This is a genomic window from Natrialba aegyptia DSM 13077 (assembly GCF_000337535.1).
Taxonomy (GTDB): Archaea; Halobacteriota; Halobacteria; order Halobacteriales; family Natrialbaceae; genus Natrialba; species Natrialba aegyptia.
Window position 1 is genome coordinate 1 of the sequence record NZ_AOIP01000054.1, and the last position, 23,516, is coordinate 23,516.

At 57.9% G+C, this 23,516-nt stretch carries 26 protein-coding genes and 4 pseudogenes; 18 read left to right on the forward strand and 12 right to left on the reverse strand.

Going from position 1 to position 23,516, the window contains the following annotated elements; translation table 11 throughout:
- Together C480_RS18950 and C480_RS24810 are read left to right on the forward strand one after the other, a co-directional pair.
- Positions 1-1,610: heavy metal translocating P-type ATPase (locus tag C480_RS18950; RefSeq protein ID WP_049904006.1), on the forward strand; the 1,610-nt coding region annotated here is incomplete at its 5' end.
- A 104-nt stretch (positions 1,611-1,714) separates the two neighbouring features.
- Positions 1,715-1,870 (forward strand): annotated as a pseudogene (locus C480_RS24810) (MFS transporter); the annotation flags it as partial.
- Positions 1,871-2,090: 220 nt separating this feature from the next.
- Here the strand turns inward: C480_RS24810 and C480_RS18960 are convergent.
- Genes C480_RS18960 through C480_RS18970 form a run of 3 tightly spaced genes read right to left on the reverse strand, consistent with a single transcriptional unit; the run spans position 2,091 to position 5,267 of the window.
- Positions 2,091-3,437 (reverse strand): IS4 family transposase, encoded by a 1,347-nt coding sequence (locus C480_RS18960; protein ID WP_006667259.1) that lies wholly within the window; start codon positions 3,435-3,437, stop codon positions 2,091-2,093.
- 26 nt (positions 3,438-3,463) lie between these two features.
- Complete coding sequence (locus tag C480_RS18965) at positions 3,464-4,021, reverse strand: hypothetical protein (protein ID WP_006667260.1); 558 nt, start codon at positions 4,019-4,021, stop codon at positions 3,464-3,466.
- A 37-nt stretch (positions 4,022-4,058) separates the two neighbouring features.
- On the reverse strand, positions 4,059-5,267 hold the full coding sequence (locus tag C480_RS18970; RefSeq protein WP_006667261.1) for an MFS transporter: 1,209 nt from the start codon (positions 5,265-5,267) through the stop codon (positions 4,059-4,061).
- A gap of 319 nt (positions 5,268-5,586) precedes the next feature.
- Here C480_RS18970 and C480_RS18975 point away from each other — a divergent pair, with 319 nt between their 5' ends.
- Positions 5,587-5,961, forward strand: coding sequence for a winged helix-turn-helix transcriptional regulator (locus C480_RS18975; protein WP_152424104.1), 375 nt, complete (start codon positions 5,587-5,589; stop codon positions 5,959-5,961).
- 120 nt (positions 5,962-6,081) lie between these two features.
- Positions 6,082-6,285 (forward strand): annotated as a pseudogene (locus tag C480_RS24815) (MFS transporter); the annotation flags it as partial.
- A gap of 69 nt (positions 6,286-6,354) precedes the next feature.
- On the opposite strand, the gene C480_RS24955 reads toward C480_RS24815, so the two are convergent.
- Complete coding sequence (locus tag C480_RS24955; protein WP_444993609.1) at positions 6,355-6,510, reverse strand: DUF7535 family protein; 156 nt, start codon at positions 6,508-6,510, stop codon at positions 6,355-6,357.
- 337 nt (positions 6,511-6,847) lie between these two features.
- Between C480_RS24955 and C480_RS18985 the strand changes: the two genes are divergently transcribed.
- Positions 6,848-7,492, forward strand: coding sequence for a trimeric intracellular cation channel family protein (locus tag C480_RS18985; protein ID WP_006667264.1), 645 nt, complete (start codon positions 6,848-6,850; stop codon positions 7,490-7,492).
- A gap of 151 nt (positions 7,493-7,643) precedes the next feature.
- Here C480_RS18985 and C480_RS18990 read toward each other — a convergent pair whose 3' ends face one another.
- Positions 7,644-7,937, reverse strand: coding sequence for an SUI1 family translation initiation factor (locus tag C480_RS18990; RefSeq protein WP_006667265.1), 294 nt, complete (start codon positions 7,935-7,937; stop codon positions 7,644-7,646).
- A gap of 16 nt (positions 7,938-7,953) precedes the next feature.
- Positions 7,954-8,307, reverse strand: coding sequence for a winged helix-turn-helix transcriptional regulator (locus tag C480_RS18995; protein ID WP_006667266.1), 354 nt, complete (start codon positions 8,305-8,307; stop codon positions 7,954-7,956).
- Between the two features lie 62 nt (positions 8,308-8,369).
- Between C480_RS18995 and C480_RS24605 the strand changes: the two genes are divergently transcribed.
- Both C480_RS24605 and C480_RS19000 read left to right on the forward strand, forming a co-directional pair.
- Positions 8,370-8,492 (forward strand): hypothetical protein, encoded by a 123-nt coding sequence (locus C480_RS24605; RefSeq protein WP_006667267.1) that lies wholly within the window; start codon positions 8,370-8,372, stop codon positions 8,490-8,492.
- Positions 8,489-9,247 (forward strand): glucose 1-dehydrogenase, encoded by a 759-nt coding sequence (locus C480_RS19000; protein WP_006667268.1) that lies wholly within the window; start codon positions 8,489-8,491, stop codon positions 9,245-9,247. Before C480_RS24605 ends, C480_RS19000 begins: the two co-directional genes overlap by 4 nt.
- 203 nt (positions 9,248-9,450) lie before the next feature.
- Here C480_RS19000 and C480_RS19005 read toward each other — a convergent pair.
- Positions 9,451-9,804: pseudogene (locus tag C480_RS19005) on the reverse strand (winged helix-turn-helix transcriptional regulator).
- A 62-nt stretch (positions 9,805-9,866) separates the two neighbouring features.
- On the opposite strand from C480_RS19005, the gene C480_RS19010 reads away from it, so the two are divergent.
- The 4 genes from C480_RS19010 (at position 9,867) to C480_RS19025 (ending at position 12,304) form a co-directional block, all read left to right on the forward strand.
- Positions 9,867-10,568 carry an SDR family NAD(P)-dependent oxidoreductase gene (locus C480_RS19010; RefSeq protein WP_006667271.1) on the forward strand — a complete coding sequence of 234 codons (702 nt, stop codon included), beginning with the start codon at positions 9,867-9,869 and terminating at the stop codon, positions 10,566-10,568.
- Complete coding sequence (locus C480_RS19015; RefSeq protein ID WP_006667272.1) at positions 10,568-10,987, forward strand: DoxX family protein; 420 nt, start codon at positions 10,568-10,570, stop codon at positions 10,985-10,987. The genes C480_RS19010 and C480_RS19015 overlap by 1 nt, the downstream gene beginning before the upstream one ends.
- A gap of 10 nt (positions 10,988-10,997) precedes the next feature.
- Positions 10,998-11,852 carry a VOC family protein gene (locus C480_RS19020; RefSeq protein WP_006667273.1) on the forward strand — a complete coding sequence of 285 codons (855 nt, stop codon included), beginning with the start codon at positions 10,998-11,000 and terminating at the stop codon, positions 11,850-11,852.
- A gap of 152 nt (positions 11,853-12,004) precedes the next feature.
- Positions 12,005-12,304, forward strand: coding sequence for a HalOD1 output domain-containing protein (locus C480_RS19025; protein WP_006667274.1), 300 nt, complete (start codon positions 12,005-12,007; stop codon positions 12,302-12,304).
- A gap of 45 nt (positions 12,305-12,349) precedes the next feature.
- On the opposite strand, the gene C480_RS19030 is transcribed toward C480_RS19025, so the two are convergent.
- A complete protein-coding gene (locus C480_RS19030; protein WP_152424105.1) occupies positions 12,350-12,685 on the reverse strand; it encodes a winged helix-turn-helix transcriptional regulator in 336 nt (111 codons plus the stop codon).
- A gap of 165 nt (positions 12,686-12,850) precedes the next feature.
- Here C480_RS19030 and C480_RS19035 point away from each other — a divergent pair, with 165 nt between their 5' ends.
- The 5 genes and pseudogenes from C480_RS19035 (at position 12,851) to C480_RS19050 (ending at position 16,898) form a co-directional block, all read left to right on the forward strand.
- Positions 12,851-13,603 (forward strand): pirin family protein, encoded by a 753-nt coding sequence (locus tag C480_RS19035; protein ID WP_049904010.1) that lies wholly within the window; start codon positions 12,851-12,853, stop codon positions 13,601-13,603.
- A 49-nt stretch (positions 13,604-13,652) separates the two neighbouring features.
- Positions 13,653-14,218, forward strand: a pseudogene (locus C480_RS24325) (VOC family protein); the annotation flags it as partial.
- 32 nt (positions 14,219-14,250) lie between these two features.
- Complete coding sequence (locus C480_RS24330; protein WP_083873421.1) at positions 14,251-14,343, forward strand: SDR family oxidoreductase; 93 nt, start codon at positions 14,251-14,253, stop codon at positions 14,341-14,343.
- 176 nt (positions 14,344-14,519) lie between these two features.
- Complete coding sequence (gene tuf, locus C480_RS19045) at positions 14,520-15,791, forward strand: translation elongation factor EF-1 subunit alpha (RefSeq protein WP_006667279.1); 1,272 nt, start codon at positions 14,520-14,522, stop codon at positions 15,789-15,791.
- A gap of 195 nt (positions 15,792-15,986) precedes the next feature.
- Entirely contained in the window at positions 15,987-16,898 is a 912-nt protein-coding gene (locus tag C480_RS19050) for a formate/nitrite transporter family protein (protein ID WP_006667280.1), read from the forward strand.
- Positions 16,899-17,032: 134 nt separating this feature from the next.
- Here the strand turns inward: C480_RS19050 and C480_RS19055 are convergent, their stop codons facing one another.
- Entirely contained in the window at positions 17,033-18,055 is a 1,023-nt protein-coding gene (locus tag C480_RS19055; RefSeq protein WP_006667281.1) for an LLM class flavin-dependent oxidoreductase, read from the reverse strand.
- Between the two features lie 177 nt (positions 18,056-18,232).
- Between C480_RS19055 and C480_RS19060 the strand changes: the two genes are divergently transcribed.
- A complete protein-coding gene (locus tag C480_RS19060) occupies positions 18,233-18,820 on the forward strand; it encodes an NAD(P)/FAD-dependent oxidoreductase (RefSeq protein ID WP_006667282.1) in 588 nt (195 codons plus the stop codon).
- A gap of 3 nt (positions 18,821-18,823) precedes the next feature.
- Complete coding sequence (locus tag C480_RS22505) at positions 18,824-20,002, forward strand: outer membrane protein assembly factor BamB family protein (protein WP_083873419.1); 1,179 nt, start codon at positions 18,824-18,826, stop codon at positions 20,000-20,002.
- Positions 20,003-20,149: 147 nt separating this feature from the next.
- Here the strand turns inward: C480_RS22505 and C480_RS19065 are convergent, their stop codons facing one another.
- The 3 genes from C480_RS19065 to C480_RS19075 all read right to left on the reverse strand — a co-directional run bounded on the left by C480_RS19065 (position 20,150) and on the right by C480_RS19075 (position 23,438).
- Positions 20,150-20,926, reverse strand: a complete 777-nt coding sequence (locus tag C480_RS19065) for an SDR family oxidoreductase (RefSeq protein ID WP_006667284.1) — start codon at positions 20,924-20,926, stop codon at positions 20,150-20,152.
- Between the two features lie 406 nt (positions 20,927-21,332).
- Positions 21,333-22,688: an APC family permease gene (locus C480_RS19070; protein ID WP_049904016.1), complete on the reverse strand. Its 1,356-nt coding sequence runs from the start codon at positions 22,686-22,688 to the stop codon at positions 21,333-21,335.
- Positions 22,689-22,847: 159 nt separating this feature from the next.
- On the reverse strand, positions 22,848-23,438 hold the full coding sequence (locus C480_RS19075; protein WP_006667286.1) for a TetR/AcrR family transcriptional regulator: 591 nt from the start codon (positions 23,436-23,438) through the stop codon (positions 22,848-22,850).
- Positions 23,439-23,516: the final 78 nt, after the last annotated feature.

Sequence of the window (23,516 nt, forward strand, 5' to 3'; positions counted from 1 at the left end):
AGTTGGCGAGACTAATGCCCGATACCGCCGAACGAATCACCGACGACGGTAATACCGAAGACGTCCCCGTGGACGAACTCTCCGAGGGCGACCTGGTGCTCGTCCGGCCGGGCGCGAGCGTCCCCGCCGACGGCGTCGTCGAGAAGGGCGATTCGGACGTCGAGGAATCGATGATAACGGGTGAGTCGAAACCGGTTTCGAAAGAACCTGGCGACGAGGTCATCGGCGGTACCATCAACGGCGACGGCAGTCTCCGCGTGCGCGTCGGTGCGACCGGCGAGGAGACCACGCTCGCGGGCATCATGCGACTGGTCGAGGAAGCCCAGCAGAGCAAATCCAAGACTCAGGTGTTGGCTGACAGAGCGGCGGGGTGGCTGTTTTACGTCGCGCTCGGGACGGCTGTCGTGACGGCACTCGCGTGGACAGTCGCAGTCTCGTTCGATGCGACCGTGATCGAACGTGTCGTCACGGTACTCGTCATCGCCTGCCCACACGCCCTCGGACTCGCCATCCCGTTGGTCGTCGCGATCAATACGTCACTCGCGGCTCGCAACGGGATGCTCGTCCGTGATCGGATCGCGATGGAGGACGCTCGGAATCTGGACGCCATCATCTTTGACAAGACCGGGACGCTCACCGAGGGCGAGCACGGCGTCGTCGATATGGCGACCGGCGATGGCGTCGACGAGGACGACGCACTCGCCTTGGCGGCAGCCGTCGAGAGTGACTCCGAGCATATGATCGCGCGAGCCATCCGCGAGGCAGCCGACGAGCGTGGTCTTAGCGCATCTGACGCGAGTGACTTCGAGGCGATTAAAGGCAAGGGTGTCCGCGCGAGCGTCGGCGGAAACGAGGTGTACGTCGGCGGGCCGAACCTGTTAACCCAACTCGATAGCGAGATTCCAGACAACTTTCAACAATTCGCTGACGAGGCCGGCGAGGACGCCCAGACCGTGGTGTATCTCATTCGCGACGGAGAGTTGATCGCCGCGTTCGCGATGGCCGACGTGATCCGCGAGGAGAGTTTCCGCGTCGTCGACGCCCTCAAAGATCTAGGCATCGAGGTGGCGATGCTGACCGGTGACTCCCAGGACGTCGCCGAAGCTGTTGCTGACGAACTAGGCATCGATACCGTGTTCGCGGAGGTCCTCCCCGAAGACAAAGACAAGAAAGTCCAGGAACTCCAAGACCAGGGGAAGCTCGTGGGAATGGTCGGTGACGGCGTCAACGACGCACCGGCGCTGACGCGGGCCGATATCGGCATCGCTATTGGTAGCGGCACGGACGTTGCCGTCCAGTCGGCGGACGTCATCCTCGTCCAGAACAACCCGATGGACGTGGTCCGGCTCGTGAAACTCAGTAAGGCGAGCTACCGGAAGATGCAGGAGAACATCGTGTGGGCCGCCGGATACAACGTCTTCGCACTCCCGCTTGCAGCGGGTATCCTTGCGCCGGTCGGGATCCTCTTGTCGCCTGCCGTTGGTGCACTCCTGATGTCGCTGAGTACGGTGATTGTCGCGATCAACGCACAATTGCTTCGGCGTGTCGACCTTTCGATTCCGGATCTCTCTGGAGTCTCATCATCCGATATCGCTCAGGCTGCAGACTGAGCATATCTGCCTTTCAGTTGAGGGTGTAGAACTGTTCGAAAACCCGGAGTTCCGTAATTCCGTCGAGCACGGCGACGTCGATGTGACGGTGAGGGTCGGCATTTCGGACACGGGTACTGGTCCTCGGGTCCTTCGCAGTCGCGGCTCCGCTCGTGCTCGTCTTTACTCGGTTTTGGTCGCTGCCACTGCTCGTCGCGCTCTTCCTCACTGGATTTGCGGTCCAGCTGACGTTCGGCCTGTCCTTTACATACATCCGCGAGGCATACGTTCTAGTTTAAGAGGTCGGATCGACACGGTGGCCACTCAGAGAGTCCCAATCTGCGTTCGATGGGCTACTGTGACGAGTAAGATATAGCTTTCTCAGCAGAACGTGCTGTCCTCCGGAACGGTTCTCCGACAAACTCCTCTGCTGTCCCCTCAGCGAACGATCTTCGACTCAGCTATCGCTCGCTGCTGTGGACAACCATCGCCGTCGATGAATCAAGCGAGCTCGCGCACGAACGCGCCGTGTTGTACGTCCTCGATCAGCGAGGGGCGGTGTGGGTTCGGGTCGATGGCCGCCGCAAGCAACAGCTCCAGTAAGTTCTTCTCCGGCGGGTCGTACCCATGGTACTGCGCGACCCGCTGGAGAATCAAGCCGCCGTACCGACTGAACACGCGAGACCACCGCAGCCGAGGGATACGGGACGGATCATCGCCGTCGTCACCCGCTGCGTCTCCGTCGACGATCTCTCGGAGGAGATCGAGCAGCACGCGGCTCACCACCAGCGAAATCAGCGCCACTAAGATCAGCGCTTCCACCGCAATCGAATTGCTCGTCGGAATCTGGTCGAGGTTGTATGTCGATTTCAGCTCCTTGAACAGCAGTTCGACTTCCCAGCGCGCTCGATATAGTTGGGCGATATCGGACGCACTGTAGTCCGCTACCGGCAGGTTTGTCACGTAGAAGTGGTACTTTTCGGCTTCCTCGTTCCAGACCCCGACGACGCGGAAGGTACGGATCGCGCCGCTACGTGAGCCGTTGTACGAACGACGGCGGAACGACACCTCAGCACGGACATCGATCACGTCTCGATGAAGATCATCGAGAACTGCATGCAGCTTCTCGCCCGTCAGGGAGACCGTGTTCCCGCGCCAGTCTCTGAGTTCCTCAACGATCCGCGGATTCGCGTTCGGCTTGAGCCGTGTGACGAACCAGCCCTTGTTGGCATCGATCAGGTCCATCGTCCGATAGTCGAAAAAGCCCTGATCGTACAGCAGGAGCGACCCGGTGAGCCACTGGCCGGTCGAAAGCCGGGTGCTCTCGTGGGTGCGCGCGTCAGTAATCGAGAACTGCGTCGGCAACCCGGTCGAGACGGACTCAACGACGTGGAGTTTCGCCCCTGCGTGGTCGTCACCGTAACCGGGAAACGATTCGATTAGCGACTGATACAATGCAACGACGGTCGTATCCGGGATGAGAACGTCGCGGAAGCGGGCGAACCGGCCGTCGAGGCAGTCAGTGGACTGCGAGAGATCTCCGAGAGCGTGGTCGAGGACCTCACGGAGAAACGCAGTGAGCGATTCCGCGAACCACCCGTGAAACGGGGCATACGTCAGGCTGAGTTCACCGCCCACACACTGGAGGTAGCTCTGACGGAATGCCTCTATCGAGCGGTCCCCGCCGACGGCGAAGCCGAGCGTGAGCGCCCAGAATAGCGCGGCTGCATCGAGCTTCCGCCGTCGCTCGACGAGGCCAGTCGCACGAGCCAGCGCGCGCAACCGCTCGGCGGGAAAGGCTCTCGTGAGCCGGTGTTCGATCACCGAATCCGGTGGACGGTAGACCATTGTCGTCGGACCGTAGCTGAGTAGAATTACGCTCGCCAGTCGTCGTGGAGCCACTGCTCGGTCTGCCGTCTGCTCATATCGTCATTCCATATGATGTCGCGCTCGAACGTGATGACTTCGTTCTCTGGACCGATGATCACCCACGCATACGTTCCCGTGGGATCGCGGCATTTCACCTTCATCCCACTGATGACTACCTCGTGGCCGTCAGTCGTGATCGTCTCGTCGTGTGGTTCGATCCATAGGACATCGAGCGTCCCGTCGAGGTCAGGCGCAGCCTCTGCGATGAACTCATCGGCGACATCTCGTGCGGTCCCTCTATCCGGAAGATCGCCGCCGGCAAGCCGCGCCTGCATTCGCGTCACGCCCAAGAGGCGCGATGTCTCCGCATCGGCGACGAAACTGACGTGTTCGCCACCGAAACCGATGTTGTGACCGTCTGCCCGCTCGTGTCGAAAGACCCAGACGGGACGCTCATCCTGCGTCACCCGGCTGGCGTCTACGAGGGAGTAGTCCGTCGGCACCGAGACGAAGGTGGTTGCTACTTCGAGTGCTTCGGTATCGTACGATGGTTGCTGTGTCATTATGTTCGATATTGTTCTGTGTCTGTATTCGTGTCCACTATGCGTTCCGTGGTGTGGGGTCGTCCGCCAGCTGTGGTGCGGTTCCGTTGCGACCGAGCGCGAGTACGCCCGCGGCGAATAACAGAACGACCGCAAGCACGCCACAGAGACCAACGAACCCTATCGGTTGCAGATACGTTGCGACGAGCGGCCCGAGACTCGCTCCGATGAACAGAATGCACATGTACAGTGCAACTGCTGCGCCACGGGCCGACGCTGCCGTTTCACCGACGAAGCTGATGAGCGAAGGCACCGCCGCTGCGATCCCCGTGACGAAGACGACGCTTCCGATGACGAGCATTGTCAGCGATCCCGCGACGGCTTCAAGCCCGAGACCACCAGCGGCGAGAATGAGTCCGCTGATGACGACGCGAGCGCTTCCATAACGGGCGACCAGTCGCCCTGCGAGTGGTGAGAGTACCATTCCGGGAATACCGGCCACACGCACGAGCAGGAGTTGCTCCGGTCCGATGCCAAAGGTCGTCTGAAGGTAGGGTGCGAGGCCACTGTACATCCCGACGAATGTGAATAGCAGGGTGAACGCGGCGAAGTAGGCCGCGAGGAGGACGCGATTCTGCAACAACCGGCCCATCCGTGCATACACCGTCCGGAGACTGGTGGCCGACTCGCCAGCCGCGCCCGCGCTTTGCGGGAGTACGTAGAGGAGCACGACGAACGCTCCATAGACCGCGGCGAGTCCCCAGAATACCCATTCCCATCCGACTGCCAGCGTCACAGCGTCGGCGTAGACCTGTCCGACGATCCCGGCGACGAGAAAGCCCGTCGTCACCACGGCGATCCCGGTGGCGCGACTCGATGCCGGAAGAACTTCGCCGAGATATGCGAGGGCAGCAGGGGCGAAGGTCGCAGCGGCGATTCCCTGTACAATGCGAAGCCCAACGAGAACCTCATATGAGGGACTGAATCCGACCGCGAGCGTCGAGAGCGCGAGCGCGAACAGGCCGGGTACCATGATCGTCTTCCGGCCATATCGGTCGGAGAGCGGTCCAAAGACGAGGAAGCCACCGGCGTAGGCGAGACCGAAGGCGGTTCCGAGCCACGATGCTTGAGTCTGTGAAACGCCGAAGAGGCGTTGCATCGTAGGGACCAGCGGAATCGAGACGTACAGCTCCGAGACCACCACGAGTCCGGTCAAAGCGAGAATCGCAACCGTCGCCGCCGCGCCGAGTCGGTTCCGTACGCTCATCGGTGTTCTCCCGTCATCCGATGGTGATTCAGGAAATCGTTCAATACTGGCCGTATCAGCGGCCAGCGTCGGTTGTCCATGCGTTTGCGTCGAGGTTCGATGGAGTCTGACATCGGCAAATCCGGCTACGATGCTCGTGGGTATAAGCAGTCAAGTTCGTGACATAGTACCGAGTGCGAGCGCTCGCACCGGGTGCTGGTGTTCGCATTCATTCACACTTGAGCACAGCCAGTACTCGAAAACCGGCTACAACCCAACAGGCCATAATCTTCCTCCTCCCACCGCTACGCTTTTAGGTGCGAGAATCGCACTAATGGGTATGACGGACAGTATCCACAATGCTGAAAAAACAGAAGCAAGCACTCTCGTCGACTCAGCAGAAGACAAGTACCTCGGTGTGGGGGAGAAGCGAGAGTTGTTCAATCTCCTCGGGAGGGCTCACACGATGGAGATCATCCATGTGTTCGTCCACGATCCCGGTCCGTGGCGGTTCAACGAACTACGTGAAGTCTTAGACGTTTCGCAGAACACGCTATCAGCACGGCTGAGTGAACTTCTCGAAGCGAATCTGCTCACACGTCAGTCATACGACGAAATCCCGCCGCGAGTCGAATATCGAGCGACGGAAAAGCTCACAGACCTCCGACCGATGTTTCAGCACCTCTCGGAGTGGGCGGAGCAGTATAATCACTAGAGAGATCTGCGCTCTTGTGAGAATTTCTTAGACCACAGTCCATCATAGATAACAGAACGATTCGTCTCTATCTGTTGGGCAACAGTCTCCGCTCCTGACAGACTTAAACTAGAACCCATGATCCGCGAGGTGGTTGATTCGCGGGTCGCCGCGACAGCGGTCGCGTTCCAGACGAGTATTGGGTTGGCAGGCGCGTTCCTTGCCCCGATTGCAGGCGGTATTGTTGTTGACCAAGCCGGATTCGATACTGCCTTCTTACTCGCTGGAATCCTCGCTATCTTCGGGATTGCAGTCGCATGGGTCGCACCAGAACCGAGATCGTAGCTAGATGTGTCCTCTACCGATAGTTTGTCGAGGCTGCTAAGATTCCTGATCTGATGACTGAGCCGTCCCTCATCCCGTCGTAATTTTGTCCCCGATCCAGAGGAGTACCAGGAAGGGGAGAAGAGGGAGGAGCAAGATAACCAACGGAGCAGCGACTAGATACCCAATCATACTCATTTCAGTGTTCGAGCTGTCTGTCCGAGTCCGACTCACTGATCTGGTCATACACGATACTACGCGCCCCTACACCAAAAATTGACTGATTGATTAGCCCCTAATACTGGTTTTCAGAGCCAGAAATCCATATTTTGCTCTTAGGATTCAGATATAACTGATTAACCAGTTAGCACCTTTTTATCGCAACGTGAGGGAATTCCCCCGCGTTCGCGGGGAGGAGGTCAAGTGGTAGTATCGAGATGTCACAGAACACGCCACATATGTTAGCGCGTCGAGTTTCGAATTGCTCGATACAGGTCGTGTAGTGACTATATGTGAGGGGCTTGTGGATCTGGGGAACATCGTCTCGGAGCACTCAAGAGACTCGTTCTCGTAGGACGAGTAAATGGATCAGGACCTTCTCGCAGTCTTGTTTGGTGATCCATTTGCGGTGATGAACACGATCGGTTTGATCGCGTTCGCGTTCGTCGGTTCATCGAAGGCGATCCGTGAAGAATTCGACGTGCTCGGGATTACCATCGTTGGGTTGGCAATGGCATTTGCTGGTGGAGTGACACGCGATCTTCTCGTGACACGGGTTCCATTAGCACTTCAGTCCCCAATCGAAATCAGTCTCGGACTGCTTGGCGTTGGGTTAGCAATCGTACTGAGTGTCGTCCTCACAGCTCCAGAGACGCACCCAATCGCTCTTGTCGCTGATGCGATCGGACTCGCTGCCTTTGCGACAACTGGTGCTATCGTCGCAACTGAGACCGGTGTATCAGAATTCGGTATTATTGCTGTTGCGACAATCAACGCCGTCGGTGGTGGTGCGGTCGCAGATATTCTTCTCGACCGATCCCCGTTCATTCTCTTCGAAGACTTCTATGCTAGCTGTGCAGTCCTGGGTGGGAGTGCATACTGGATAGTGGGAGCTCTAGGGGCAGCTGGGGGTACGGCTGCTGCGGTGTGTGCGATCGTGACCGTTGTGACTCGGTTAGCTGCGGTTACGTACGACTGGCATCTCCCGACGGTACAGAATTTAGGATAACTAAGAGATCGATTCTGGATAGACCTCATGTTTTCCCGGCATGATTGGCGTTTTCGTGAGAGTCCGCTGGTTCTTCAGTTCGACAGTGAAAAATATCCAGTTGTCTCCTCTCCTTGCAGGTGTTCGATATCTACCGTATTCAGCACGCGAGTCATCCCCTGATGGAGTACCCGTTTTCTTCGAGGAGTTCTCGGACGCGCTCCTCGTGGTCGCCCTGGAGTTCGATGTGTCCTTCTTTGACGGTGCCTCCAGTTCCGAGTGCAGATTTCAGCTCCGAAGCGAGCGACTCGCGATCGGTGTCACCTTCGAATCCTTCGATGATGACCATTGTCTTGCCATACCGACGCTCTTCACTTCGGACGGTCAGCTGTTCTGTCGCACGGTCGAGGTCAGCGAGCGGATCCTCGGGCACATCGAGATCGTCGAGCGGATCGTCGTCTGGCACGAGTGGCTCACCGAATTTACAGCCAGTCCTCTCCCCAGTCGTCGAGTGCGTCGAACACTGGACAGAGGGCATCACCCTTCTCAGTCAGCGTGTAATAACTCGCGACCGGGGATTCGAACTCTTTGTGATTGTCGACGAATCCCTCCGCTTCCAAGTCGTCGAGCACACGCGAGAGTGTGTACGAACTGGCCCCGGTTGAGCGCTTGAGTTCGTTGAACCGCTTTTCACCGTCTCGCAGGTCGTTGAGGACGATGAGCTTCCACTTCGCCCCCATCTCCTCGACAGCCCCGACGACGTTGCAGACATCTGCATTCCGCTGTTCGACGTCGGATTCGTGGTCGGAGTCGGCCGATTGGGGTTGGGTCGCCATTACCTAGTTACACATTTATTGCCTGAGCTATAAATAGGTTTGGAGTCAAACTAGGTATTGTAATGGAACTACAAAACCCGACGGTACTCGTAACTGGAGCTACCGCCAACATTGGCCCGTACGTGACCGACCTGCCCGTTAAGCAGAAGGCTGATGTCGTCGGCCTCGCGGCTGATTCCGAATGAACGGTATAGATGGCGGTGTCGCGTTGGTTTCGGGCGCAGCCTCGGGCATTGGACGCGCGACTGCACAGCGGTTCGCGGAAGAGGGCGCGAGCGTCGTCGCCGCCGATATCGACGTGGAGGGTGGCGAGGAAACCGTCTCTCAGATCGAGTCCGAGGGCGGCGAGGCGACGTTTGTCGAGACAGACGTAACCAATGAAAGCGACCTCGCCGCAGGGGTCGAAGCGGCCGTCGATACGTACGGCAGCCTCGATTTTGCGTTCAACAACGCCGGCATCGAAGGTGACAAGGTCAGTTTTTCTGACCAGGACAACGCGAACTGGAACCGGGTCCTCGATATCAACCTCAACGGCGTGTTCTTCGCGATGCGCGAGGAAATTCCGGCCATGCTGGAAAGCGGCGGTGGAGCCATCGTGAACACGTCCTCGATCGCCGGTATTCTCGGATTCCCCAACCTGAGTCCGTACGTCGCCAGCAAACACGGCGTCGTCGGGTTGACGAAGACGGCGGCCGTCGAATTCAGTAGCGATGGCCTCCGGGTGAACGCGGTGCTTCCAGGGGTCATCGAGACCCCCATGGTCGCCCGTTCGGGCGAACAGGACCCGGAAGCGACGGAGCAAACGATCGCCGGAATCCCCGCTAGCCGACTCGGTCAGCCAGAGGAGATCGCCTCCGCGGTAGTCTGGCTCTGTTCCGAGGACGCGTCGTACGTGACCGGGCAGCCACTCCCCGTCGACGGTGGATACTCGATCCAGTAACTCCGAGTGGGGGGTTCCCAGGACTCCAGACACGGCCGAGATAGGGGTAACGCCACTTGGCATGGCCAGCAGTCCACCTGATCGATGCTGTGGGGCTGCCCGTGTCCGAAAGTGCTGGAAGTCCGATGAGTAAACTGCAAACCTGAAACTCCCACCGCTCGGGATCCCTGCGGCTTCAGGCCTAGGAGGACAATTCTCTCAGTTCAGAGCCAGTCCTCTCCCCACACATCGAGCGACTCGAACACCGGACAAAGGGCGTCTCCCTTCTCAGTCAGCGTGTAATAACTCGCGACCGGCGATTCGAACTCCTTCCGGTTCTCGATGAACGCCGAATTTTCCAAGTTGTCGAGCACCCGTGAGAGCGCTTAGGAACTCGCGCCCGTCGACCGCTTGAGTTCGTTGAACCGCTTCTCGCCGTCTCGCAGGTCGTTGAGGACGATGAGCTTCCACTTCGATCCGATCTCTTCGACTGATCCCACGGGGTTACATACATCGGTATTTTTCTGTTCAACCGCAGTGTCTTCGTGAATTTCGGCCGATGGTGGTTGGGTTGCCATTACTTGGTCACACAGTTATTGCCTGAGCTATAAATAGGTTTGAGAACAAACTAGGTATTGTAATGGAACTACAAAATTCGACGGTGCTCGTGACCGGAGCCACCGGCAATATGGGACCGTACGTGACGGATGCACTCGTTGACAGCGGCGCCGACGTGGTCGGCACCTACGTCACCGAAACCGAGAAAGAAGCTGTCGAGGAGAGCGCTGAGTACGCTGACGCGGTGTCGTACCACCAGGTCGATCTGACTGATCAGGCGGCAGCCGAAGCCTTCGCTGAGACTGTCGCCGACGAACACGGGTCGGTCGATCATATCGTCGGCCTCGCCGGCGGGTTCTCGATGGGCAGCGTCAGCGATACCGACGGTGAAGCATTCCAGGCTGCACTGAATCTCCACGCAACGACCGCGTTCCTGACTGTCAAGGCCTTCGCGGATTACCTCAGTGAGCAGAGCGGTGTCGTCTTGTTCAGCTCCGACCGCGCAATCGACCCCATTGGTGGCACGCTCGCGTACGACGTCGGTAAGGGCGCGGTCCGGACGCTGACCGAGTCACTCGATGTTGACCTCGATGCCCGTGTCAACGCCGTCGCTCCATTCCTCATCGACGTACCGGGGAACCGCGAGGCGATGCCCGACGCCGACTTCTCGGAGTGGACGGCCCCCGAAGCTATCGTCGACGAAGTACTCCACCTGCTCTCGAACCAGGGTGTGAGGGGGCAGATCGTCCAGATGACCGGTGGCCAACCGGAGATGGCAGACTAATGGCGCTGGAAACTGCAGCTGGTGGTCTCGCCTTTCTGGTCGGCCGCCTCGTCTTCGGTATCCTGCTCGGGTTCATGGGCCTGAGTCACTTCACGGGGCTCGATGGGATGAGTGGCTACGCCCACGCCAAGGGCGTGCCCGCCCCACGACTGGCCGTCATCGTGTCCGGCCTCATGCTCATCGTGGGCGGACTTGCCATCGCGCTCGGCGTCTACCCGCTCCTCGGCGCAATAGCGATTACGCTGTTCTTCCTCGTGGTGACGCCGGTGATGCACGACTTCTGGACGGTCGACGATCCCGAACAGCGTCAGTCAGAGATGACGGACTTCCTGAAGAACGCGACGCTCTTCGGTGCTGCGCTCGTCGTCGCTGCAATCAGTGGCACCGCATGGCCGTACGCTCTCAACATCGGCCTTTAGACACAGAAGAATGACCACGCAATCGACGCCAACAAATTCAGACACGCTTCCGCAGGGGACACGTATCGGCCGGACCGCGCTTCGCGTCGGTGACCTCGAGGAGATGACCGGGTTCTACCGGGACGTCGTTGGCCTCAGTGTACTCCAAACAACCGATACGACCTCGATTCTCGGGGTTGACGACACACCACTCCTCGTTCTGGAGGGAACTGAAGATACCCTCCAGCGTCACCGATCAGCGGCCGGGCTGTATCACAACGCGTTCAGAGTACCTTCGCGTGCGGCTCTCGGTGACGCACTGGCTCGGATACGGGACCAGTGGCAACTCGGTGGTGCCTCCGATCACTGGGTCAGCGAGGCGCTGTATCTCACTGACCCGGAAGGGAACGGTATTGAGATCTACCGGGACTACCCCCGTGAGGACTGGCCAATCGCCGACGACGGTCGTGTTCGGATCAGCACCGAGCCGCTCGACCTCGCCAGTATCGAAGCTGCTGCCACAGGTGGTAGTCAGGCCCCGTCGGGAACGGACGTCGGGCACGTCCACCTCGAGGTCTCTTCGCTCGACGCGTTCAGGGACTTCTACGTGGATACGCTCGGATTCGAGGTGCAGACGACCGTGCCCGCCGCATCCTTCGTCTCGGCGGGTGGATATCACCACCACATCGGAGCGAATACGTGGAATCACCGATCAAAGCCAGTCGGCGGCAGAGGACTGTCCTGGTTCGAGGTCGTCCTTCCAGGAACAGAGGTACTCAACGTGATCCGAGAGCGAATCTCCGACAGTCAGTATACGATCACTGCGAGGGATGAAGGAATAGCTGTTACTGGGCCAGATGAGATCGAAGTTCGACTCCGAGGGTGAAACCCTCACACCACTACCCAAGCTGTGTGAGTACACCTCAACACTTCCATATCTGGTAGTTCCTACCGCACTTCTAACGTGGTAGCTTTTCACTTTCTGTCCCGTAGTAATGGATTCCCGGTGAAAGACAGAACAAACACCTCCAATACGCAATGACTGACCATCCCCCCGACGAGAACGGGAACGACATCTCCGGACCGCCACATAATGATGCTTACGTCTACGAAATCCGGGCGGATGAATCACACAGCCAGGCTGTCGTCCGGGCTGTCGCCTCCGTTACAAACACGTCCGGAACGAACCTTGAACTGCTATACGAGGCCATTGATCCAGAACACCTTGATGGCCTGTTCGATGAGAACATCTTACCCGAGAGTACAGTTGTATTTCACTATAACGGCTGCCAGGTGAGCGTGACCCCAGATACAGTTCTCGTTTCCGAACGAAATTAAATCGGATTCAGCGAGCGACACAACCTCGGACTCAAGATACTCACTTTAGTCTGAGCAGTAGCGATCCATCCACTCATCCAGTTCTCGGAACATCGGTTCGAGGTCGTTTAACATCTGTGTCATCTCGTATTCCACGCGGGGAGGGATCTCGTCGTATTGTGTGCGTTCCAAGAATCCGGCCTCGACAAGTTCATCAAGCCGCCGAGACAGCGTATTCGGGGAGATATCGAGCTCATCTTCGAGTTCGCCAAACCGAATCGGTTCATCGTCGTCCAAGACGAATTCCTTGAGGATCGCCAGCGTATGAGCCTTCCCAAGCAAGGAAAAAACCGTACTCATCCTATGGTTATGTTGCGTTTCCGCCCGGTCAGATTTGCTCATAGCATTACTACGATTTCAGTAGTAATGTATGTTGTGAGAAATCGAGTCTACATTCCCATACCCAAACAGTGCGAGTATGCTCCAATACTTCCATATTTGGTAGTTTCTACCGTACTTCTAACTTGGTAGCTTTCAACTTCCAAAGCCGTATTATAGGATGAAAACATGCAAGTAAGCAATGATACCGCGCTCTACAAGGCTCCTCGCACAGATCTCGGGCAGAATCAGGGGATGTTCAGAATGCATACCAACTACCCTGGTCGACTCCTCCCGGACCACGACGACCACGGCTACGGACCGCTCGCTCGCGTTGACGAGGCAATCTTGGATCCGGACACGTTCGTTGGTATGCACCCGCACCAAAACGACGAAATTGTCTCGTACGTCCCGACCGGCGTGATGCGTCACCGAGACCGGGCAGGCAACGAGTTAGTCATGGACTCTGAACACCTGATGGTGATGAACGCCGGGCGGGAGTTCTGGCACGAGGAGCAGACGCTCGCGGATGACCCGCAACTGCGGCTTCTCCAGATATTTGTCCGACCGCACACGACTGATCTCGAACCGAACATCCAGCAGGGACCAGTTCCGGATTCGGTCACCAATGAGTGGCGACACCTCTTCGGTCCGGAAGAGTCCGACGCACCGTTCTACGTGCGCAACGACGTCAACTTCTACGACGTCCACCTCGACGAGGGAACGAGTGTCGAACTGCCCTCGATAACGGGATGGGATACGTACTTCTACGTGTTCGAAGGCGCAGTCGAGGCCAACGAGACGACCTTCGGCCGGACAGAACAGGGGTTACTCGTCGGCGCGGAGGAACTGACAGTCACCGCCCAAGAAGAAACGTTGCTCGTTGCTTTCCTCATCAACCCCGACGCACCGCTTACGTACCAGGGGACCATCGGCCGGTAAATAGCTGCCATCGGTGACACCACGCAACACAAACGCAAAACAACAATCAATGGTAACAGACACGCCCGGGATCCATCATATCACGGGCATCGTTCGGGATGCCCAGCGAAATCTCGACTTCTACACGGGAGTCCTCGGACTACGCCTCGTGAAACAGACGGTGAACTTCAATGAGATATTTATGCGCCATCTCTTCTATGGCGACGAAACCGGCACGCCTGGCACGAGTTTGACGTTCTTCCTGTATCCCGCAGAAGAAGACGGACGCATCGGGCAACCACATATCACTACCGCTGCGCTCGTCGTTCCTCCCGGGTCTCTCGAGTACTGGACTGACCGACTCACCGCTCACGACGTTGAGTTCGTCGGCCCGTTCGAGCGATTCGACGAGACCGTCCTCCGATTCACCGACCCGGACGGGACGCAGCTCGAGCTCGTCACCGGCGATTCGCCCGTCAAACCGTGGCAGGACGGACCGATTCCGTCCCAGGACGCGGTTCGAGGAATTCACGTGTGACGCTCCGTTCGGTGAGCACCTTCGTCACCGCAAGTGTTCTCGACACGCTGGGCTTCGAGCTGGTAGACCAGGAAGGGGATCGAGTTCGGCATCAGGCACTCCTTTAGGTCGTAAGGCACAACCGGAGGAAATTGCCAGCTCGGTTACATACCTCCTCTCCGAGGACGCGAGCTATGTGAATGGCCATTCGTTGCTTGTGGACGGTGGATATACTGCGGTATAAAACACGCACCGACAACACTATTCCTTATCTAGTCGGGTTCTCTCCTCCGAGAAATACAGTCGATGATACGAAATACATCCAGTGGTAAACCTTCGCAGTCACTTCCACACCCGGTAGTTACTACTTCACTTCTAACGTGGTAGCTTTTAACTTCTAAAAGCGTAGTTAGCGGTACAGTGAGTACTGACATACCCCACCAGAACCTGGCTATCATCGGCCACGTTGACCACGGCAAGAGCACACTCGTGGGGAGACTTCTCTATGAGACGGGGAGCGTTCCCGAGCACGTCATCGAACAACACCGCGAGGAAGCTGAGGAAAAAGGCAAGGGCGGCTTCGAGTTCGCCTACGTCATGGATAATCTTGCCGAGGAGCGTGAGCGAGGTGTCACGATAGACATCGCCCACCAGGAGTTCTCGACGGAGGCGTACGACTTTACTATCGTCGATACACCGGGACACCGAGACTTTGTCAAGAATATGATCACGGGCGCGTCCCAGGCTGATCACGCTGTTCTCGTCGTCGCTGCTGACGATGGCGTCGCGCCCCAGACCCAGGAACACGTCTTCTTGGCCCGTACCCTGGGAATTGACGAACTTATTGTCGCTGTCAACAAGATGGACCTCGTCGACTACGAGGAAGCGAAGTACAAGGAGGTCGTCGAGGAGGTAACCCAGTTGCTACAGCAAGTTCAGTTCGACACCGACGATGCCTCGTTCATCCCCGTATCCGCCTTCGAGGGTGACAACGTTGCCGATACCTCCGAAAACACGAACTGGTACGGCGGTGAGACGCTGCTGGAGGCGCTGAACGACTTACCTGAACCGGAACCGCCGTCGGATGCGCCCTTTCGACTGCCGATCCAGGATGTCTACACAATCGACGGCATCGGTACGGTCCCGGTCGGCCGCGTCGAGACGGGCGTCCTCAACATCGGCGACAATGTCTCGTTCCAGCCATCGGATGTCAGTGGCGAAGTGAAGACCATCGAGATGCACCACGAAGAAGTTCCGAAGGCCGATCCCGGTGACAACGTCGGGTTCAACGTTCGCGGTATCGGCAAGGACGACATCCGCCGAGGCGACGTCGTCGGTCCTGCTGACGACCCGCCAACGGTCGCCGAGACCTTCCAGGCACAGATCGTCGTTATGCAGCACCCAAGCGTGATTACTGCCGGATACACGCCGGTTCTCCACGCACACACGGCGCAGGTCGCCGGCACCATCGAATCCATCGACCAGAAGATCGATCCCTCCTCCGGCGAAGTTGCCGAAGAGGAACCTGACTTTATCAAATCCGGCGATGCTGCAGTCGTCACGATCCGACCACAGAAGCCCCTCAGCATCGAACCATCGAGCGAAATCTCCGAGCTAGGCAGCTTCGCTATCCGCGATATGGGCCAGACAATTGCAGCCGGCAAGGTTCTTGGAGTCATCGAGCGAGACTAAATCATCGGTGACGGACGCCATCATTGTTTGTGATGGCCTTGTCGGCCCGAGTGCCGTGCTGTTTCCCACAAAACAGTCTCGATACCGTCGTCCTTGACTCCCTTTTATGCTCTCAGTAGTCCTTCTAACCAACGAGAGTGAGTAATTGTGAGTGACCCTGAACAGGAAGATTCGGAGTCCGAGTTCCGTGAATCAATGGATCACGCCCCATCGGGAGCACCTGCAGTTGGGTGGGCGATCGGCGACCGCTTCTCAACGGAGGAAATCTTCGTTCGCGTGCTCGCAAGTGCTGAAGAAGAGATCGACACCCGCAAACAACAGCTATTTTTCAGCGGATTGACGGCCGGATTTGCCATCGTCCTGACGTTCCTCGGCCATGCAGTCGGTGTGGCAGCATTCCCTGAGAACTCCCTTCTGAGTGCGATTCTGTACCCGGTTGGCTTCATCTACATAATTATAGGCGGCTATCAACTGTACACTGAGAACACGCTGCCGCCTGTCGCGCTGGTCCTTTCTCGTATCGCCAGTTTCCCGATGTTGCTCCGCGTCTGGAGTATCGTGCTACTCGGCAACGTGGTCGGTGCCGCGCTCGGGGCATACGTCCTTGCAAACGGACAGGTGCTCTCGCCTGACGCAGTTCAGGCTGGTCTCGCATTTACCAGTGAAGGACTTGAGAAGGACTGGTGGGCGGTCTTTAATCGGTCGATTTTCGCGGGGTGGCTAGTCGCTGGCGTCGTCTGGCTCAACCATGCGGCGCGCGATACGATCTCTCGTTTCATTATTATCTATTTCATCTTCTATCTGATCGCTGCTGCCGAACTCTATCACGTCATTACTGCAGCGTGTGAAGTGCTCTTCTTTCTGTTCGTCACTGGATCAGCATCGGGTACTGTCGTGTCCGAATTCTGGCTTCCGATTCTTCTCGGAAACACGATCGGCGGCGTGTTACTATTTACCTTAGTGAACTACGCACAGACCGAGCAGCGCCGCTTCCCTACCATCCGAGAACTAAATATGCGCGAACTGTTGTTCGGTTGGCACGGTGGCACCAAGCAGCGGTCTGATTCCCTTGAACCGGCTTATCAATACTTTGAGAAAGAAGACTGACCGCTTCGTCTCGGCGTCGAATACCCGCCCCAAATTTCCGTGCTCTCGGATGGTCCGGTAAAGGTGTGAACTTTACGGTGGATTGATCTGGAAATCATAATACCTCTACCTTTGTCCTGAGAGATATCTCAGTTCTACGTGAGTCCGATGCCCTCGGCTATCAGTTCGTGCGACCGGAGTGCGTCGTCGTGGGTTGCATGGATGTGCTGAATCATCATTTCATCGACGCCGACACGGTCTGCAAGTTGTTCGAGAAGCGACGCGAGCGTCTCCGGACTGCCGGAAATCGCTCGTGGCCATTCACCAGTATCGAGTGTTGCGGGGGTCGGTTCGGGAACGCGACCGAGTTCGTCGATGGCTTCATCGATGGAGGGTCTCGTTCCGACGACGCCGCGTTGCATCCGCTTGTACGACGCCTCGGCGACGGCCCGGAGCCGTGCTGCCTCGTCGTCAGTCTCGGCACAGACCGCATTCACCGCAATCATCCCCGCTGGTTCGTCGACGCCACCCGCCAGTGCAGACGGCTGGAACTGTTGGCGGTACGCCTCGAATGATTGAGTGGCGAGCTGTGGTCGGATGAACGCTGCGAAGCAGAACGGGAGCCCGAGTTTAGCAGCGATCGCCGCGCTCGAGGGACTGGACCCGAGCACCCATGGATCCGGAGTTCCCGCCTCGGAACGTGGGATCTGCAGGTCACTGTATGGGTGTTCGTCGGGATAGTCGTCGTAAAGATGGTTGACGACGGCTTCGATCTTCTCTGAGTGGTCCTTATCGGGGTTCTGTACGCGCCGGTCCGTTCCGAGGGCGCGGTCGGCGGCAGGTGACCCGTTCGCGCGTCCGAGGCCCGCATCGATACGGCCCGGAGCGAGCGCGTCCAGCACGCCAAACTGTTCGGCGACCTTGAACGGGCTGTAGTGGTTGAGCAGCACCGCTCCCGACCCCAGCCGAATCGATTCCGTTTCGGCGGCGAGGTGCCCGAGCAGCACTTCGGGCGTCGTCCCGGCGATAGAGTTCGCCATACCGTGGTGTTCGGCTACCCAGAATCGAGAATAGCCAAGCCGTTCGGCCTGCTGGGCAGCCTCGACGGTGTTCGCATACGCATCACGAGCGGTGCCGTCGTCGGGAACGGGGGACAGATCGACGACAGAGAGATCCATGTACGGACTCGGAGACTGCGAGAGTTAACGGTTTGGTTAGCCACTGTTCATCCATGAGAGTGATTCCTAGAAACCAGGATAGAGATGGATGGTTGCATTCTGCCGGTATTGGCGTTAGCCAGTATGAGCCCGGATGGGATGAGAAGGCTTTTCGCACTAACTAACGAATTAGTTTGTATGGCGGATGTACTTATCATCGGGGGCGGTCCCGCTGGACTCAGCACTGCATTGTTCACTGCGAAGAACGGGCTCGAAACAGCCGTCTTCGACACCGACGACACGTGGATGCACAAGGCCCACCTGTTCAACTACCCTGGCATCGGTTCGATCGACGGGTCGAACTACATAGCTACGCTTCGCGAACAGGTCGACGATTTCGGCGTCAATCGGCACCAAGAGACCGAGGTGTCTGCAGTTACCACCGACGACGAGGGGTTTGTCGTCGAGACGGCAGACGAGGAGTACACCGCGGACTACGTCGTGCTCGCGACGGGCGCGAATCGAGAACTCGCCGACGACCTCGGCTGTACGTTCACTGACGAAGATGTCGTTGACGTGGACGTGACGATGGAGACGTCAGTCGACAACGTCTATGCGACGGGTGCGATGGTGCGGGCAGAGGAGTGGCAGGCAGTCATCTCTGCGGGCGATGGCGCCGCCGCCGCGCTCAACATTCTCTCCAAGGAGATGGGTGAACACTATCACGACTTCGACGTGCCGGCCGATGCCGAAGAGGTGTTCGGATCGCTCGTAGCCTCTGACTGAACGATGCCGTCTTTCTCTCGTCGTGTCGCTCTTACTGGAATCGGGAGTGGACTTGTGGTGGTTTGTGCTGGATGTCTTTCGACCACCTGTCAGACTCGTCAGCCGGAGACCGGTGACTGGACCCAAATCGGTAACGACCCGCAACACACCGGCGCAGACACCTCGATCACCGGCGTTACAGAAGGAGACACCCACTGGGAGAGAACATATAATCCCGCGTTTGATCCCGCCGGTTTCGCCGTCCTGGACGATCGAATCATTATTGGAGGGCGACACCAGACGGAGAGCGGATTCTTGCGCCTGCGGTCGCTCGCTGATGGCGAACTGTTGGAGACCGTCGAAATATCCACTCCGGTGACTGCCCGGCCCGTCCTGAGCAAGGATTCGATCGTTGCAACATGTCGAACCGACGACCGTCAGGGCAGCTATCGTGTCTACGATCATCGGGGGGAAGAACAGTGGACATACGAACTGGACGGGTCATTCCCCGCACCACCAACGATCAGTCAGTCTACTATCTACGGTGGAGATCCGGAAGGGACGGTCTTTGCGTTGAGGGAGGCCGATGGCGAAATCCTCTGGGAGCGATCGTTTGGAGATGAACAGGAGGGAGGATCTGTATCCGCCCCAGTCACAGTAGATGAAACCAGTGTCTACGTCCCTGTCTGGTCGTCTGCGGAGCGGGGGATCTACGCTCTCTCCCGAGAAAATGGAAGTACACGGTGGAAGATCGAAGGTCCACGTATCCAATCAGTGATGGTTCGCATGGGAGACCTACTGTTAGTGAGCTACCCTTCATACGATCTCGCGGCGTTTGATGTTGACTCCGGAGAGCGACGTTGGTCACAATCGCTTGACGAACGACGAATCTCCCCACCTGCTGTTGGCCACGGCACCGTTGTTATCTCGGACGAAGCGACACTCTATGGCTGTGATATAGCCACAGGAGAACGTCAATGGTCGCTTGGGTGTAATCCAGACCCGAATAGCCAGCCGGTTATCGCCGGTGATGTTGTAGTTGTTCAGTGTGAAAGCGGCCTCGTCGGGTGCTCAGTGTCAGGAGGAGAGCGACTCTGGTCCCTTGACCACGGCTCAAATGCACCTGTTGTTCCCGTCCAAAACGGTTTCGTCTATCACCCAGAGACTACCAAATTTTCCGCGTTCACAATCTGTCAAAGGTGATTAATCGCATTTTCCGTTCCCCTTAAAGCAATAATCGTCACCGACGTGTTGGAATTTCGAACGTCGCTTACCGTACTCAGTACAGCAGGGTGAGCTGGAGGTTAGATCTCCGGGAGACTATATCAATCCGAGATAGTAGCGAGCGGACTACCCAGTATTGATCATCCCACCATCGACGACGAGACTCTCACCGTTAACGTAGGAGGCGAGGTCACTGGCGAGATAGAGTGCAGCGTTCGCGACGTCCTCGGGCTGGCCGAGCCGGCGCAGCGGGATCGTCTGGCGGTATCCCTCTTCAGCTTCTGTCCCGACGATCGGAACGTCGTCTTTGAGCATCGCCGTCTCGATTGTTCCGGGGTGGATCGCGTTCACGCGGATGTTCTGAGGTCCGAGTTCGTCGGCAAGCGCGTACGTCATCAGGCGAACCGCGCCTTTCGTCGTGGAGTACGTGACGAAGCCGGCATTACCTTCGAGACCAGCCGCACTCGACATATTGATGATGCTACCGCCACCGTTCTCGACCATCTTCTTCGCGGCGTACTGTGAGGCGAAGAAGACGCCCTTGACGTTGATGTCCATCATCTGGTCGAAGGCGTCTTCTTCGACGTCGGTGAACGTCTCCTCGCGGAAGATTCCTGCGTTATTCACCATCACATCGATCCCGCCCAGGTCGTCCGCCGCGTCGACGGCCGCTTCGAGGTCATCGAGGCTCGTCACGTCGGTCTCGACGTACACGGCATCAACGCCGTACTCCTCCTGGACGAGTTCGTGGGTTGGCGTTCCACCCTCGCGAGGGTCCGACTGGATGTCGGCGACGACGACGTTCGCGCCCTCCTCGGCAAACGCTGTTGCGATTGAGCGTCCATTCCCACTCGCACCGCCGGTGATGACTACCGTTTGGTCGTCAAGTAGTGGTCCTGCCATTGCACGTTGAGATACGTGGAGCGCACATATACCGATTCCCTAACACTAGAATAACTCGGTTATCCTGGTATGACTACAGGAGACTATCGACTATCACGAATAGTCGCTTGCTATCGGTTTTCGAAGAATACTGTGGAGAAATATTTCGCCACTCTCAAGGGCCATATCACTGATTTACTCTCAATTTAACCTCATTTCCTATAGTTAACGTTCTTGGACCTGATGCTCAAGGGGATTATACATGCTCCAGATCTTCTGGCGTTACGCGCATTCGACGTAGGTTGGAGGTGGCTTATGGTGTTTCCGACGGTGATCTGCAGCGCTACTTCACTGGTTTTCGAGGGGTGCGTCGGCAGCGGGAGGACACGTCACATACGCCGACAAGAGCCTCTGAAGCGACTACGGTTCACGTCGTGTGCTCAACGGTCGGCCCGTCACCGAGCGTGTATTGGAGTACGTAGCCTGCAAGCAGCGCGGAGACGGCGAGGAGCGCCGCGATAGGGTAATCGACGGAGAGGCCCACGGCGAGGAGAGCGAGAAATCCGACCGCGATGGCGGCAGTGACGAGGCCGCCGGGGGCACGGAATGGCGCCGAGATATCACCTCGGTAGACGCGCAGGCCAACGAATGATGCGATGTTGATGGCGTACGGGAGCACCGTTCCGACGAGTGCTGCAAGGACGATGCCCCCGATGACCTGTTTGCCGACGACGACGGCGGCGGCAGCGACGGCGACGGCACAGAGTGCGACGTACGGAGCGTTCGTCTGGTCGCTGGTGGCAGCGAATGCACTCGGGAAGAGGTTGCGCTCGGCGAGGGCTGCGAGGACGCGTGAGGCGCTGGTCATCCCGACGAGCATTGTGGTGAAGATGGCGACGAGTGCGGCGACTGGGAGCAGATAGTTCGCGAACAACGGGAGGCCAGCGTCGACGACGACGGCGGAGAGGGGCGCGACCATCACGAGATTGTCGCGCTGAAAGGCGCTCGGAGCGACTGTGAGGTGGAGCGCGAGGACGATGACGGTGTAGAAGGCCGTCGTCAGGAGGAGGCTGCCGACGATGGCGCGCGGGATCGTCCAGTTCGGGTTCTTCACCTCGCCTGCGGCGGCCGGGACGACCGTCCATGCGCCGTAGCCCGTGATAGCGATGCCGACAGCGGCGAAGAACTGTGTCTCGCGTCCCGTGATGAACGGGGTGGCGGTCGACGGGTCGCCGTTCGCCAGGCCGACGCCGGCGACGACGGTGAGGACGGCGAGGATGAACGCCGTTAGGAAGAGATTCGTCCGTTTGGTGACATCGATGCCGGCGAGCGTGATGGCAAGGCTCGCGAGAATCGCGAGCAGTCCGAATGCGACCGTGTAGCTCCGGATGCCCGCGAGTTCCGGAATCGCTCCGAGATAGTTCGCCACGTACCACGCCGAGACGGCGACTCCAAACGCCCATCCCAGCGCGTAGGACGTCCCCTCCAAGTACGCGGCGAATCGACGAACTGCCGCGTTTGGCCCGAGGGTCTTCGCGGGAAAGACAGCTGGGCCGCCCGACTGGGGAAAGGCCGTTGCGAGCTCCGTGTAGCAAAGCGCGATACTAATCATCCCGAGACCTGCGACCAGCCACGCGAGAATCGCTGCAGGACCGATCCATTGGCCGGTGAACGCGGGAAAGAAGAATATCGACGAGCCCATCATGCCGTCGACACTCAACAAGAGGAGATCGCGGAACCCGACCGTACGGGGAGGACTGTCGTCTCCTGTAGTAGCTGTCACATCTGCTGATTAGCGGATTTTTTCGTTAACTGTTGTGATTTTGGGGGAGTACATTGGTTTCGAATCAGCGGACAGTTCGAACGGACGCTTCGAGAATCCCGTGACTGAGATTGCGTCAGATTCGTCTGCAAGAGTCCGTTCTTACTAGTTTCTGTGACGTCACCGTAACATCGCATCGACGTACTCACTTGCCGTCCGCCGTGCCGTTTCGAGTTCTTCGAGATTATCCAGCACCACTGCACGAGTTCGGCCCCCATCGACGATGGTCATCAGTGAGCGAGTAATGTGGTTGGCGTCGACATCGTTGAAGACACCTTCGTCGATACCGTGGTTGACGACTGCTTTGAGCATATACCGAATGTACTCGTCGTTCTGTTGGAAGCGTTCACTGAACGCCTCTTTGTATGGGGCCTGACTCCGCATTTCCAACAACGCGATCGAGAGATCGGGGTTCTCTTGGGGTTTGACGAGAAGTTCGTCGAGCAGCAATTCCAGGCGTTCCTCCGGGTCAGTCGTCTCGACGCCGTGTATCGAATCGACGAACTGTTCCAACAGATAATCGAGGAAGGCTGCAAGAAGTTCGTCCTTCGTATCGTAGTAGTAGTGCACTGCAGCTGTGGATTTTCCGTATTCGTTCGCAATCCGTTTGATCGTGAGGTCAGCGTACCCGTGTTCTCGAAGGGCCCGGTAGGTTGCCTCCATGATCGCCTGGTCAGTTTCCGAAAAAGTCCGTTCCGGTGGGTCTGCCATTAGAGATTGATTTTACCTATGGGTGGATAACGGTTGTGACCCGCGCGACGAGTTTTCATAGAGCTACTAGTTAGTTAG

Bases quoted from the DNA above. Each gene is read 5' to 3' on its own strand.
- C480_RS19030 (WP_152424105.1), bottom strand. From the start codon at position 12,685: ATGAGCAAATCTGACCGGGCGGAAACGCAACATAACCATAGGATGAGT.
- C480_RS22505 (WP_083873419.1), top strand. From the start codon at position 18,824: ATGCCGTCTTTCTCTCGTCGTGTCGCTCTTACTGGAATCGGGAGTGGA.
- C480_RS18960 (WP_006667259.1), bottom strand. From the start codon at position 3,437: ATGGTCTACCGTCCACCGGATTCGGTGATCGAACACCGGCTCACGAGA.
- C480_RS18965 (WP_006667260.1), bottom strand. From the start codon at position 4,021: ATGACACAGCAACCATCGTACGATACCGAAGCACTCGAAGTAGCAACC.
- C480_RS19050 (WP_006667280.1), top strand. From the start codon at position 15,987: ATGGATCACGCCCCATCGGGAGCACCTGCAGTTGGGTGGGCGATCGGC.
- C480_RS19075 (WP_006667286.1), bottom strand. From the start codon at position 23,438: ATGGCAGACCCACCGGAACGGACTTTTTCGGAAACTGACCAGGCGATC.
- C480_RS18985 (WP_006667264.1), top strand. From the start codon at position 6,848: ATGGATCAGGACCTTCTCGCAGTCTTGTTTGGTGATCCATTTGCGGTG.
- C480_RS19020 (WP_006667273.1), top strand. From the start codon at position 10,998: ATGACCACGCAATCGACGCCAACAAATTCAGACACGCTTCCGCAGGGG.
- C480_RS19025 (WP_006667274.1), top strand. From the start codon at position 12,005: ATGACTGACCATCCCCCCGACGAGAACGGGAACGACATCTCCGGACCG.
- C480_RS19055 (WP_006667281.1), bottom strand. From the start codon at position 18,055: ATGGATCTCTCTGTCGTCGATCTGTCCCCCGTTCCCGACGACGGCACC.
- C480_RS19060 (WP_006667282.1), top strand. From the start codon at position 18,233: ATGGCGGATGTACTTATCATCGGGGGCGGTCCCGCTGGACTCAGCACT.
- C480_RS18995 (WP_006667266.1), bottom strand. From the start codon at position 8,307: ATGGCGACCCAACCCCAATCGGCCGACTCCGACCACGAATCCGACGTC.
- C480_RS19065 (WP_006667284.1), bottom strand. From the start codon at position 20,926: ATGGCAGGACCACTACTTGACGACCAAACGGTAGTCATCACCGGCGGT.
- C480_RS19010 (WP_006667271.1), top strand. From the start codon at position 9,867: ATGGAACTACAAAATTCGACGGTGCTCGTGACCGGAGCCACCGGCAAT.
- C480_RS18975 (WP_152424104.1), top strand. From the start codon at position 5,587: ATGACGGACAGTATCCACAATGCTGAAAAAACAGAAGCAAGCACTCTC.
- C480_RS18970 (WP_006667261.1), bottom strand. From the start codon at position 5,267: ATGAGCGTACGGAACCGACTCGGCGCGGCGGCGACGGTTGCGATTCTC.
- C480_RS19000 (WP_006667268.1), top strand. From the start codon at position 8,489: ATGAACGGTATAGATGGCGGTGTCGCGTTGGTTTCGGGCGCAGCCTCG.
- C480_RS24955 (WP_444993609.1), bottom strand. From the start codon at position 6,510: ATGACCAGATCAGTGAGTCGGACTCGGACAGACAGCTCGAACACTGAA.
- C480_RS24605 (WP_006667267.1), top strand. From the start codon at position 8,370: ATGGAACTACAAAACCCGACGGTACTCGTAACTGGAGCTACCGCCAAC.
- C480_RS19035 (WP_049904010.1), top strand. From the start codon at position 12,851: ATGCAAGTAAGCAATGATACCGCGCTCTACAAGGCTCCTCGCACAGAT.
- C480_RS19015 (WP_006667272.1), top strand. From the start codon at position 10,568: ATGGCGCTGGAAACTGCAGCTGGTGGTCTCGCCTTTCTGGTCGGCCGC.